Origin of the sequence: Mesonia hippocampi, from assembly GCF_014197445.1 — a bacterium.
Lineage (GTDB): Bacteria > Bacteroidota > Bacteroidia > Flavobacteriales > Flavobacteriaceae > Mesonia > Mesonia hippocampi.
Genome location: NZ_JACIFO010000006.1, coordinates 49,672 through 62,632, shown reverse-complemented (window position 1 = coordinate 62,632; position 12,961 = coordinate 49,672). Strand labels below are relative to the sequence as shown.

Here is a 12,961-nt window from a genome sequence, read left to right as displayed (position 1 = left end):
TAATTAAATTATGGAAGTACATAAATTTGGAGGCGCATCGGTAAAAGATGACAATGGTGTAAAAAACATAACGCGAGTATTAAAAAGTTTAACGGCAACACCTAAAATCATAGTGATTTCTGCCATGGGAAAAACCACCAATGCCATAGAGGAAATCATCAATAGCTACTTTCATACTCCAGAAAAAGTTAAAGAAAACATCGACCTTATAAAGTCCAAACATTTAGCTATTGCTAACAACTTATTTAAGACCCCTAATCATTCCATTTTTACCTGTATAGAGAATTTATTTACAGAACTTGAGTACTTTCTAGAAAAAAACAAATCTCCTAATTATGATTATGTTTACGACCAAGTAATTATTTATGGTGAACTTTTAAGCACAAAAATAGTAAGTGCTTACCTCAACGAAAACCATTTTGAAAATACTTGGATTGATGCCAGAAATTTAATAAAAACAGACGCCACCTATCGGGATGCTCACGTAAATTGGGAGCAAACAACAGCTCAAATCCAAAATACTATAAACCCAAACAAAATAACCATAACACAAGGCTTTATTGCTGCCGACGAGCATAACTTTTCCACTACATTAGGCAGAGAAGGTAGCGATTATACTGCGGCTATTATTGCTTATGCTACCAACGCAAAATCGGTGAGTATTTGGAAAGATGTAGACGGGCTTTTAAATGCCGACCCCAGACATTTTGAAAACCCTATACTACTAGAAGAAATCTCATACTCCGAAGCCATAGAACTTGCTTTTTACGGCGCTTCTGTTATCCACCCTAAAACTTTACAACCTTTACAAAAAAAAGAGATTCCATTACACATAAAATCATTCTATCACCCAGAAGCAGGAGGCACAACAGTAGGAAGAGCCTCCAAACTTAAACCAGAAGTACCTTGCTACATTGTAAAACACGGGTTGGTTTTGCTTTCCTTATCTTCATTAGATTTTTCTTTCTTTGTAGAGGAAAACATCAGTGAGATTTTTGCTTTATTTCACAAATATCAAATCAAAGTTGATTTAATTCAAAACTCCGCCATTAGCTTCTCGGTATGTGTAGATAATAAATTTAACAACATAGACAAGCTAATTACCCACCTACAAGCCAAGTTTAAAGTAAGTTACAACAAAGATGTTTCCTTATATACCATTAGGCATTTTACCCCTGAAGCACAAAAAAAGATAGAGAAAAACAAACATGTTCTACTAAAACAAGTTACCCGAGAAACCTTACAACTCATTACAAAAAAATAAGCCCATAACTATATTTTATTATATTTGTGATAAAGTACGTTCTCACGTTTAAACTTATCGTATTAAAAATTAAAGTTTAGAACTTACCAATTAACAGAGAACCACTATACTAAATAAGAACGCTGATGGCCATTGTAACCGCAAAAGAAGTTGCAAAAGGATTGAATTTGGATAAATTTGGTTTTTTAGGCACCTCGATAGGTGCACTTTTATTACATACCACAAGATTAAGTCATTTTAACAAAGTATATGACGACAGAAAACATCTTAAAGGTACAGACTTTTTAGATGCAATCCTCTCTTATTTGGAAGTAGATTACTCTATCCCAGAAAAAGACCTAAAACGTATTCCTAAAAATGGTCCTTTTATCACCATTTCCAATCACCCATTAGGTGCTATTGACGGAATGATTTTAATGAAAACCTTAATAGAAAAGCACGAAGACTATAAAGTAATCGCTAATTTTCTGTTACATAAACTAGACCCCTTAAGTCCTTACATTTTACCCGTAAACCCTTTTGAGAATCATAAAGATGTAAAATCTAGTTTACAAGGATTAAAAGCAGCTATCAAACACTTAAACGACGGGCATCCCTTAGGAATTTTCCCAGCAGGCGAAGTTTCTACCTGTAAAGAAGATAAAGCTATTGTAGATAAACCTTGGCTTCCTGAAGCCATGAAACTTATCCAAAAAGCGCAAGTGCCAGTTGTACCCATATATTTTCATGCAAAAAATAGCCCTGCTTTTTATAAGCTCGCCAAGTTAAGCGACAACTTACGCACCGCAAAATTACCCAGTGAGATGCTCACCCAGAAAAAGCGTAAAATTGTAATGCGTATAGGGAACCCTATTAGCGTAAAAGACCAAAATGAATATAAAAACTTAGATGACTACAGCCTCTTTTTAAGAAAAAAAACCTACATGCTAGCGAGTAGTTTCGACAAGAAAAGTTTACTCAAAAACATTCATATCCCTACGCACATAAAAATACCGAGGTCTCCAAAAAAAATTGTAGCTCAAACCGCCAGTCCTTTAATGGAAAAAGAGGTTGACTTTTGCCGAAAAAACAATAAACGTCTGCTTATAAGTAAAAATTACGAAGTATTCCTAGCAGAACGCAAAGACATCCCTAACATTGTAAATGAAATAGGTCGTTTACGCGAAATCACTTTTAGAGCCATTGGAGAAGGCACCAACAACGCAATAGACCTTGATAAATATGACGATTATTACCATCATCTTTTTCTTTATGACAACGAGCTCAATAAAATTGTAGGCGCCTACCGAATGGGGTTAGGAGCTGAAATTTTTAAATCGCACGGAATAGATGGCTTTTACCTACAAGAGCTTTTTGGGTTTGAACCCGAGCTTTATAAAATGATGAGCCAGTCGATAGAAATGGGAAGAGCATTTATCGTTAAAGAATACCAGCAAAAACCCATGCCTTTATTTCTGCTTTGGAAAGGAATAGTGCACTGCACCATACGCTTTCCTGAACACAAATACCTGATAGGCGGTGTAAGTATTAGCAATAAATTCTCTGCTTTTTCTAAATCGATGATGATTGAATTTATGAAATCTCATTATTACGATCCTTATGTTGCACAATATGTTCATCCAAAGAAAGAATACAAAGTAACACTAAAGGATGCTGATAAAGACTTTGTTTTTGACGAGAGCAAAGCCGACCTCAACAAATTTGATAAACTTATCGATGAGCTTGAACCCGACAGCAGTTTACGCATGCCAGTTTTAATTAAAAAGTACATCAAGCAAAATGCAAAAGTGGTTGCTTTTAACGTAGATCCGCTTTTTAACAACTCAATCGATGGACTTATGTATATACGAATTGCCGACATCCCAGAAAGCACTGTAAAGCCTGTTATGGAAGAATTTCAAGCAGAATTAGAAAAAAAGATAGAAAAGAACAAAAAAAGTTAACGCCTTTTTTCTGCAAAAAAGCTTTTGAGCAAATTGCTGGCTTCTCCCTCTAAAACGCCTGTGGTTATTTGTGTTTTAGGGTGTAACTTAGCTCCCATAGCTCGGTAGCCTCGTTTTATATCTTCTGCTGCAAAAACCACCCGAGAAACCCTACTCCAATACAAAGCTCCTGCGCACATCTGGCAAGGTTCTAGCGTAACATATAGCGTACAATTAGTTAAAAACTTAGCACCTAAAAAGTTGGATGCAGCTGTAATTGCCTGTATCTCGGCATGTGCCGTTACATCTATTAATTGCTCTGTTAAGTTATAGCCTCGTCCTATCACTTGGTTTTCGCTAACTACAATTGCTCCAACAGGAATTTCACCTAACCGATAAGCTTCTTCTGCCTCAATTAGGGCTTTTTTCATAAAATAAGTATCATCAAAAATATCTATCATTTTACAAAAATACAATTTCAAAGTTTACCTTTGCCCCATGCAAACATCACTTTTATCGCATATTAACACACCAGAAGATCTACGCCAGCTTTCTAAAGCTCAGCTCCCGCAATTGGCAGCAGAAATAAGGCGCTTTATTATTGATATTGTAGCTACAAAAGAAGGGCACTTAGGTGCCAGCCTCGGCGTAGTCGAACTCAGTATTGCGCTGCATTATTTTTTTAACACCCCAGAAGATTTACTGGTATGGGACGTAGGGCATCAAGCTTATGTGCATAAAATTCTTACAGGAAGAAAAACCGTTTTCCATACCAACAGGCAGTTTAATGGTATAAGTGGTTTCCCAAAACGCAACGAAAGTGTTTTTGACACCTTTGGTGTAGGCCACAGCTCTACCTCTATTTCGGCAGCATTAGGCATGGCTATTGCATCTCAGCTAGATAAAAAACCTTCTAAAAATCATATTGCCATTATTGGTGATGCTTCTATTGCTAGCGGAATGGCTTTTGAAGGACTTAACCATGCGGGCGTTACCAACACCAATTTATGGGTGATTTTAAACGATAATGCCATAGGTATAGATCCTAGCGTTGGAGCCTTAAAAGAATACCTGGTAAAAGCCGAAATAGGTAAAAAACCACGGCAAAGCAATATTATAGAAGCTTTAAACTTTCATTATGTAGGCCCTGTTGACGGACATGATTTTACAGCCTTGTTTGAAACTTTCAAAAACCTATCAACCATCAAAGGGCCTAAGTTTATTCATGTGGTTACCAAAAAAGGAAAAGGATTAAAGCAAGCCGAAGAAAACCAAGTTGTTTATCACGCTCCAGGAAAGTTTGATAAACATACAGGAGAACTTGTTTTAAAAAACGAGCATAACTTACCGCCTAAATTTCAAGATGTATTCGGATTGAGTTTGGTAGAACTTGCCAAAAAAAACAAAAATATTATCGGTATTACCCCTGCTATGCCCACAGGAAGTTCTTTAAAATTTATGATGGACGAATTTCCGGAAAGAGCCTTTGATGTTGGTATTGCAGAACAACATGCTGTAACATTAGCTGCAGGACTCGCCACACAGAATAAAATAGTTTTTTGCGCCATTTACTCTACATTTCTTCAACGTGCTTACGACCAAATTATCCATGATGTTGCGCTACAAAAATTACCTGTTATTTTTTGTATAGATAGAGCTGGTTTGGTTGGCGAAGATGGAGCTACACATCACGGCGTGTTTGATATTGCCTACTTGCGCTGCATCCCTAACCTTATTATTGCTGCTCCTGCCAATGAACTCGCACTTAGAAACCTATTATATACTGCCTCTTTAGGTCTAAAACAACCTATTGCCATTCGGTATCCGCGAGGAAGAGGAAAAATTACCGATTGGAAGAAACCTTTTCAAAAACTCGATATCGGGCGGGGCAACATCATAAAACATGGTAAAAGCATCGCTATTATTAGTGTAGGAACCATGTGCAACCAAGCTCTAGAAGCAATTGACAACTGTAATAATCCTGCCGAAATTGCACTTTACAATTTAGGTTTTGTAAAACCACTTGATAAAACGCTTCTGAAAAAAATATTCAGTCAACATAAAACCATAATCACTTTAGAAGATGGTGTGCTTTCTGGTGGTGCTGGCGAGGCTATACTTGTGTTTGCTCAACAGAACAATTTTACTGTTAAATTTATACATCTAGGCATTCCCGATACATTTATCGAACAAGGAAAAACAGATGAACTTTACGAAAGTTTGGAGATTTCAGCGAACAAAATCAAGTTAAAACTCAATAAACTTTTAAACAAGTTGTAACCTAGTAACTATAGTTTCCTGTTATCTTTTTATAAGTTCGCAAAGCATTTCCATCGGTAAGTAAAGCGATATTGCTGCATAAAGAAATTAACCAAGCATAGGTGTCTCCTTCTTTATAAGAAACATTATCAAGGTAACTTTTTAATAGCATTTTATCGTAATTTGTAGCCTGATTGTTCCGTTGATTTTCTATCGCTGTAGTAAAAGCATCCAACAACGTATTTATTATTTTATAACCTGCTATTTCTTTTTCTACAACCTCGTTACTTTGGTAAATTTTGTTTCTGCTAACGGCTAAAATATCATCTATTTGAGCCTTATATTTAGATTTATCTAATAACGAATGTTGAAATTCTCCTTTTAAAATATCCTCTTCATAAGTTAGAAACACCTCTACGGTTTCTGCAATAAGTGTATTTATTGCTAAAGACCGCAAATAAGCTAAACGAGCATTTTTGGTACCTAGTTTACTATAATTTTTGGTAATAATATTATCGCGTACAAGGTTTATAAGATACTCCAAGGCTAAGTCTTCATCTATCCAACCTAAGTTTATCCCATCCTCAAAATCAATAATTGTATAACAGATATCATCGGCCGATTCTACCAAATAAGCTAACGGATGCCTGTGGTAGCGCACTCCTTCTCCTGTTTGCTTGGTTAAACCTAAGTCTGCTGCTATATTTTCAAAAACAGCTTGCTCTGATTGAAAAAAACCATATTTTTTATCTGCAATATGTTTTGTTGGTTTATGCGGCAATGAAGCTTTGGGGTATTTTGTAAACGCCCCTAAGGTGGCAAACGATAAGCGTAAACCATCTTTAGCACCGTTGCGTGTTTCTGTTAGCAATTTAAAGCCATTAGCATTACCTTCAAAATGGGTTAAATCGTGATATTGCTCTGGAGTTAAAACATCTTGAAAGCGTTTTCCTTTTCCTACAGAAAAGTATTCTCCTATGGCTTTTTCTCCACTATGCCCAAAAGGCGGGTTACCGATATCGTGTGCTAAAGCGGCGGCGGCAACAATTGCCCCAAAATCGTTAAACTTATACGCGTAGGTTTTTTCTAAAGCTGGGTGTTTTTGTAATATTTTTTTACCTACGCTTCTTCCTAGCGACCGCCCCACAACAGAAACTTCTAAACTATGTGTTAGCCGTGTATGTACAAAATCGGTTTTAGAAAGCGGGATAACTTGTGTTTTATCTTGTAAACTTCTAAAAAAAGAGGAGAAGATAATCCGGTCATAATCTACCTCAAAACCCAATCGGGTTTCATCTTGTTCTATTCGCAACCTTTTTTGGGTATCACCATAACGTTTTAAAGATAATAACTGATGCCAATTCATATATAATAACTAAAGGTTTTAATAATTTAAGTCTTGAGCCGCTTCTTCTAGCTCTGCGTACCAAGCTTCTCCAAATTTTTTAATCAGTGCTTCTTTTACAAATTTGTACACAGGTACTTGCAGCTCTTTTCCTAACGCACAAGCATCGCTACAAATAGGCCAGCGGTGGTAATTAACAGCGGTAAACCTTGAATATTCTTGCAAACGGATTGGGTATAACTCACAAGAAATAGGTTTTTTCCAATCTATTTTTCCTGCTCGATATGCGGCTTCTATTCCGCAAAGGGCGGTATTTTTATCATCAAAAGTAACATAAGCACATTCTGCCCCATTAACCAAGGGCGTTTCTAAGTCGCCAAAATCGGTTTTAATATATGTGCCTTGCGCTTCTATTGCGGCTATTCCCTCTTTTCTTAAAAAAGGTTTTATTTCGGAGTATAATTGCTCTAGTTTTTCAACTTCTGCAGGTTCTACGGGAGCTCCTGCTTCTCCTTCTACGCAACAAGCACCTTTACAGGCAGAAAGGTTACAAGCAAATTCTTTTTCTAGAATATCTTCCGAAACGATGGTTTTTCCTAACTGAAACATAACGCAAAAGTAATTTTATTTTTTGGCTCTTAATATAGATTTGCATGCAAATATCAACTTTTGTAATTTTAGAAAAAAATTAACACTGAATCTATCATTTTGAATATATTTAAAATACTTTTGCCGCCATTTTCCAACTACTTTTAAAACCTACAATTATGACCTTCGATTTCAAACAAATTTTCACTGCAACTATGGTCTTATTTGCTGTAATTGATATTATTGGAAGTATCCCTGTAATTATTTCACTACGCAAAAAATCAGGCAAAATAAACAGTGCTTGGGCTTCACTTATATCGGCAATTGTACTTATTTTATTTTTATTTTTAGGTGAGCGTATTTTATCTGTTATTGGGGTTAATGTAAAAGAGTTTGCTGTTGCAGGAGCAATGGTATTGTTTTTTCTTGCTTTAGAAATGGTATTAGGTATTACGCTTTTTAAACAAAGTGAGAGCAATTTAAATTCTGCCACTGTTTTTCCTATAGCTTTTCCTATTGTTGCTGGACCAGGAAGTTTAACCACTTTACTTTCTCTACGAGCAGAATACGACGTACACAACATTATTATGGCTATTGTTATTAATATTATTATTGTTTTTGTTGTACTTAAAACCTCCGATAAGCTACAAAAAATATTAGGAAATAACGGAATTGCTATTATAGAAAAGATTTTTGGTGTAATTTTGTTAGCTATTTCGGTTAAACTATTTACCACCAATATTCGAGATTTATTCTAAAATGCTATGAAATATTTTATTTACTTTCTAATTGTTACAGCGATAGGCTTGCTTATTTTTAATGCTACTATGCTTGATTTTACTAATATTTTCGGTAAAGAAAGCAGCGTTGCGCTTGTTGGAATTTTAGCTTGTCTTTGCGTTATTGTGCTCATGATAATTTTATTGATGTCTAAAGCTATAAAAAAGAAAGTAGACGGTTAAGCACCATCGATTTAACAAAAAGCCTCGGTTTATTTTACCGAGGCTTTTTTGTTTGTGTAACGTTTCTTCTACACATCATCATAATCTACCTTTATAGTTGGTGTAATTGGATGAGCTTGACATGTTAATATAAGTCCTTCGGCAATTTCACTATCGGTTAAGATTTGATTTTTTGCCATTTCAGCTTTACCCTCGGTAAGTTTAGCAATACAGCTACTACAAATTCCTCCTTGGCAAGAGTACGGCGCGTCTATATCTTTATCTAAAACAGCATCTAGGATATTCTCTTTTTTATCCATTGTAAAATTAAACTCTTCCTCATCTACAATTACGGTAATTTGTGTTTTTCCTTCTAGGTTGGCTTCTACACTTCCTTCTTCTGTAGAGTTAAAAAGTTCAAAGTTCACTTTATCCTCTGCTACACCATTTTCTTTCAAGGTTGCCCTTACACTTTCTATCATCTGCTCTGGTCCACAAAGGTAAAATGCATCAAACACAAGCTCTTTAAACTTATTTTTAAGCATATAGTTCACCGTACTTTTTTCTATGCGCCCAAACAAAGCATCTTCTGCTCTAGCCTGGCTATAGGTATGCACGATAAAAAACCTATCTTTATATGTTTCTTTTAGCGCATTTAACTCGTTTAAGAAAATGGTTTCTGCTGGCGATTTATTTCCGTAAACTAAAACAAATTTACTTTCTTTATCTGTTTCCAGAACACTTTTAAGTATAGACATCACAGGGGTAATACCACTCCCTGCTGCAAAAGCTGCATAATTTTTGGGCGAATTACTCGCTGAAGACTCAACGATAAACTTGCCCTCTGGAGGAAACACCTCCAACACATCTCCTGCTTTTAGGTTAGTGTTCGCAAAGGTAGAAAACACACCGTTTTCTATCTGTTTTATAGCAATTTGAAAAACACCGCTATTGGGGGAAGAACACAACGAATAGGAACGGCGTATTTCCTCTCCCTCATGCTGTGCTTTTATGGTTATATATTGCCCTGCATCAAAATTAAATACTGTTTTTAATTCTGTAGGAATATCTAATACTAAACTAACGGCATCTGAAGTTTCTCTAACAACTTCTTTTATTTTTAATGAATGAAAATTTTTCACGCTTTACTTAATTTTTCAACAAAAATACAAAGTTGTATGCGCTTAAACCCCGTTTAGGTTTAAATTTTTAAAGCTTTTAATCTAGTTGTACATTTTACATCCATATAAAATGTAATATCTTTGCAATTCAGAATAAAATTATCTGTTTTTAATAAAAGAAACGTATTTTTACAACTACCATACTAAATTCATATTTAACGAGTTGTTATGGTAAACTAATAAAAAACTAGAATCTTAAGCATCTTGAATACTTCTGCCAAAGCAATTATAGCATTACTTAGCATCTTAGCAATAGCTAGCTGCTCTCGTAAAAAAGATAAATTCCTTAACCGTAATTTTCATGCCATGGGTTCCTATTATAATATTCTTTATAATGGAAACCTTGCCCTTGAGGAAGGCAAACTAGAACTACAACAAGATTATAAAGATCATTATTGGGACATTCTGCCTATAGAACGAATGAAGATTTCTGAAAACATCTCGATGGGAAATCTTGGAGATGATAATACCGAAGCAAGCGAAGGAGAAGGAAGTAAATTTCAACGAGCCGAGGAAAAAGCCGCTAAAGCCATCCAAAAACACAACATGCTTATCGACGGGCAAGAGCATAACCCACAGATGGATGAGGCGTTTATTCTCTTAGGAAAATCGCGTTACTTCGAACAACGTTTTATACCCGCATTAGAGGCTTTTAATTATGTTTTACGAAAACACAACAACAGCAACAAACTTTTTTCTGCCATGGTATGGAGAGAAAAAACAAATATGCGCCTAGGGTATAATGAATTAGCACTGAAAAATTTAAAAACCCTCCTGTATCACGAAGATGCGGAATTAGAAAAACAAGACTATGCCGATGCAGCTGCTGCAATGGCTCAAGCATACCTAAACCTAGAACAGCAAGATAGCGCTATATTTCCATTAGATACCGCTATTGCTTACACCAAATCTAAAGATGAATTAGGACGCTATTTATTTATAAAAGCACAAATCCAAGAACGTTTAGGACGCATAGATAGTGCGCATAAAACTTTCGATAAAATTATCGCTTTAAACAGAAAAATACCTCGCACCTATCTTATTAATGCACACCTCGAAAAAATAAAAACCATAGATAGCCTAAATGGAGATAAGCAAGCCCAACTCGCATTATTAACCGAACTTGCCGACAACAGAGAAAATCGCCCTTTTTTAGACCGTATTTACTACCAAATAGCAAATTTCTACCACCGAAACGACTCCATAAACCAAGCTATTGTGTTTTATAACAAATCCTTACGCGAAGAATCTATAGACACGTTTTTAGTCTCTCGAGATTACCTTAATTTAGGAAACATCTATTTTGACGATGCCCAATATAAAACCGCAGGAGCTTATTACGACAGCACATTAACTTATTTATTTCAAAACTCCCGAGAGTACAGAGCGATTAAAAAGAAGCGCGAAAACCTAGATGATGTAATTTTATACGAAACTATCGCCGTTAAAAACGATAGCATTTTACAACTTGTAAATATGCCAGCTGCAGAAAAAGAGGCTTATTTTAAAAACTATGCCGACAGCCTGAAATCTGCCGCCATAACAGCTGCAAAAAACAGTTTCAAACAACCACAAAACACCAGCGGAAACTTTTTTGGAAAGCAACAAAGTATAGCAGGAGGTCCTAATGCAGGAAACAACTACTACTTCTACAACACCATGCAAGTAGCAAACGGAATAAGAACATTTAATAAAACATGGGGAAACATAGCCCCAGAAGACAACTGGCGATTTGACCCTAAAAAAGAACGAAAGAAAAATAACACAGAAGATTTAAGCGAAAAAGCTTTAATTACACAAATCGAAAACGACCCGCAATACAATCCGCAAAATTTTATAGATCAACTTCCAACAGAACAAAGCCTAATAGATAGCTTAAGCACCGAAAGAAACTTTGCCTACTACCAACTAGGAATAATCTATAAAGAAAAGTTTAAAGAATACGGATTAGCTAGCGATAAACTTGAAAAATTACTTAAAAACTCGCCAGAAGAACGCCTTATTCTACCTTCAAAATACAACCTTTATAAAATTTACGAAGCTACAGGAAACACCACAAAAGCTAACTACTGGAAGCAAAATATCATTGACAATCATCCTGAAACCCGCTATGCCAAAATACTAAAAAACCCAAAAGCATTTGAAGGAGACAAAGACAGCCCAGAAGCCATTTACACCATGGTTTACAGGAAGTTTGAAGCACAACAATATCAAGCAGTACTTGATGATTGCAACATGTATATCGACAGGTTTACAGGAACAGACATTATCCCTAAATTCGAGCTTCTTAAAGCCATTTGTTCCGGAAGATTTTTAGGCTTAGAAAGTTTTAAAAAAGGCCTAAACTACGTTGCCCTAAATTACCCCCAAAGCGAAGAAGGAAAACATGCAGAACACCTTGTAAAAACACTTATTCCTGAGCTGGAAAAACAAACTTATATCACACCTCAAAAAGACTACAATAACTATAAACTGATTTATAATTTTGATAAAAATAAACTAGAAGAAGCTACAGCCTTACAAGAAAATATAAATACAGCACTTAAAGAATTAGGCTACGCAAACGGCTTTAAAACCTCGATAGATAATTTTTCTCCTACCAAGGTTTTCGTTGTTATACACGGTTTACAAAGTAGCTTAGGGGCACAAGGGCTTGCAGAACAACTTAGCAAACCTAACAAAAAACAAAAATGGGAAGCTATAACACAGCCTTCTTTCCCTATTGCCGCCAACAATTACAAAACATTACTCACAAAAAAGAACTTAGACGATTACCTAGAATTCCTTAATAAGCTATAATGAAAAACAGACCTCAAAACGAGTATTTAATTTTTATAAATATGGGGTTTCAAATGGCGGTTTGTATTATTGCAGGAGTTTGGGGAGGCATTTGGGCAGATGAACACCTTGACACCTCGCCCTTCCTCACCATTATAGGTTCGTTGCTAGGTGTTTTTATTGCATTATACAGTGTTTTTAAAACAATCAAAAATCTTAACAAATAAAAAAATGAAACCAACCTTAGTTTCTAAACTCATCCCACTTTTTATTATCAGTATAGTGCTTAGCTTGTTACAATATGGTATTTTAAGTATTTTAAATATAGAAAGTTATTATAATACTATTAGCATTTATAGTTTTCATTTTATTTTAACACTAATCACATACATTGCACTACACTACATCAATTTACATTTTCCAGACAAAGTAGGCTTTACATTTATGGGGTGTAGCACTTTAAAAATGTTTGCTTGCATCTTGTTTTTACTTCCTTTGCTACTAAGCGAAAAAGAAAATAAAATTACAGACATACTTCTTTTCTTCATTCCGTACTTTTTATTTCTTTCACTAGAGGCTATTTACGCTTTTAAACTTGTAAACAACCAGTCCAAAAACAGCTAAAAATCAACAAACTATTAAGTTTATTAAGTTACAAATAAAAAAAACACTCAACCCCCTTT

Annotated in this window: 12 protein-coding genes; 8 read left to right on the top strand and 4 right to left on the bottom strand. The window is 35.3% G+C overall.

Annotation, left to right across the window (positions count from 1 at the left end):
• The first annotated feature begins 10 nt into the window (after window positions 1–10).
• Both GGR32_RS08070 and GGR32_RS08065 read left to right on the top strand, forming a co-directional pair.
• Window positions 11–1,264 (top strand): aspartate kinase, encoded by a 1,254-nt coding sequence (locus GGR32_RS08070; protein WP_183477693.1) that lies wholly within the window; start codon window positions 11–13, stop codon window positions 1,262–1,264.
• A 125-nt stretch (window positions 1,265–1,389) separates the two neighbouring features.
• Window positions 1,390–3,207: a GNAT family N-acyltransferase gene (locus GGR32_RS08065; RefSeq protein ID WP_183477692.1), complete on the top strand. Its 1,818-nt coding sequence runs from the start codon at window positions 1,390–1,392 to the stop codon at window positions 3,205–3,207.
• On the opposite strand, the gene GGR32_RS08060 is transcribed toward GGR32_RS08065, so the two are convergent.
• Window positions 3,204–3,647, bottom strand: coding sequence for a nucleoside deaminase (locus GGR32_RS08060; RefSeq protein WP_183477691.1), 444 nt, complete (start codon window positions 3,645–3,647; stop codon window positions 3,204–3,206). The two genes, GGR32_RS08065 and GGR32_RS08060, sit on opposite strands and share 4 nt — an antisense overlap.
• 37 nt (window positions 3,648–3,684) lie before the next feature.
• Here GGR32_RS08060 and GGR32_RS08055 point away from each other — a divergent pair, with 37 nt between their 5' ends.
• The gene (locus tag GGR32_RS08055) at window positions 3,685–5,466 is read left to right on the top strand and encodes a 1-deoxy-D-xylulose-5-phosphate synthase (RefSeq protein WP_183477690.1); all 1,782 of its coding nucleotides are present in this window, start codon (window positions 3,685–3,687) and stop codon (window positions 5,464–5,466) included.
• A gap of 1 nt (window position 5,467) precedes the next feature.
• Here GGR32_RS08055 and dgt read toward each other — a convergent pair whose 3' ends face one another.
• The gene (gene dgt, locus GGR32_RS08050) at window positions 5,468–6,811 is read right to left on the bottom strand and encodes a dGTP triphosphohydrolase (protein WP_183477689.1); all 1,344 of its coding nucleotides are present in this window, start codon (window positions 6,809–6,811) and stop codon (window positions 5,468–5,470) included.
• Between the two features lie 18 nt (window positions 6,812–6,829).
• A complete protein-coding gene (locus GGR32_RS08045) occupies window positions 6,830–7,399 on the bottom strand; it encodes a DUF3109 family protein (protein WP_183477688.1) in 570 nt (189 codons plus the stop codon).
• Between the two features lie 158 nt (window positions 7,400–7,557).
• On the opposite strand from GGR32_RS08045, the gene GGR32_RS08040 reads away from it, so the two are divergent.
• Entirely contained in the window at window positions 7,558–8,136 is a 579-nt protein-coding gene (locus tag GGR32_RS08040; RefSeq protein ID WP_183477687.1) for a MarC family protein, read from the top strand.
• A gap of 6 nt (window positions 8,137–8,142) precedes the next feature.
• A complete protein-coding gene (locus GGR32_RS08035) occupies window positions 8,143–8,340 on the top strand; it encodes a hypothetical protein (protein WP_183477686.1) in 198 nt (65 codons plus the stop codon).
• Between the two features lie 68 nt (window positions 8,341–8,408).
• Here GGR32_RS08035 and GGR32_RS08030 read toward each other — a convergent pair whose 3' ends face one another.
• Window positions 8,409–9,461 carry a 2Fe-2S iron-sulfur cluster-binding protein gene (locus GGR32_RS08030; RefSeq protein WP_183477685.1) on the bottom strand — a complete coding sequence of 351 codons (1,053 nt, stop codon included), beginning with the start codon at window positions 9,459–9,461 and terminating at the stop codon, window positions 8,409–8,411.
• Between the two features lie 243 nt (window positions 9,462–9,704).
• On the opposite strand from GGR32_RS08030, the gene porW reads away from it, so the two are divergent.
• The 3 genes from porW to GGR32_RS08015 are packed head-to-tail and all read left to right on the top strand — an operon-like array spanning window position 9,705 to window position 12,902.
• Window positions 9,705–12,299 (top strand): type IX secretion system periplasmic lipoprotein PorW/SprE, encoded by a 2,595-nt coding sequence (porW, locus tag GGR32_RS08025; protein ID WP_246415184.1) that lies wholly within the window; start codon window positions 9,705–9,707, stop codon window positions 12,297–12,299.
• Complete coding sequence (locus GGR32_RS08020; RefSeq protein WP_221403708.1) at window positions 12,299–12,505, top strand: AtpZ/AtpI family protein; 207 nt, start codon at window positions 12,299–12,301, stop codon at window positions 12,503–12,505. Before porW ends, GGR32_RS08020 begins: the two co-directional genes overlap by 1 nt.
• A 4-nt stretch (window positions 12,506–12,509) precedes the next feature.
• Entirely contained in the window at window positions 12,510–12,902 is a 393-nt protein-coding gene (locus tag GGR32_RS08015) for a hypothetical protein (RefSeq protein ID WP_183477684.1), read from the top strand.
• Window positions 12,903–12,961 lie beyond the last annotated feature (59 nt).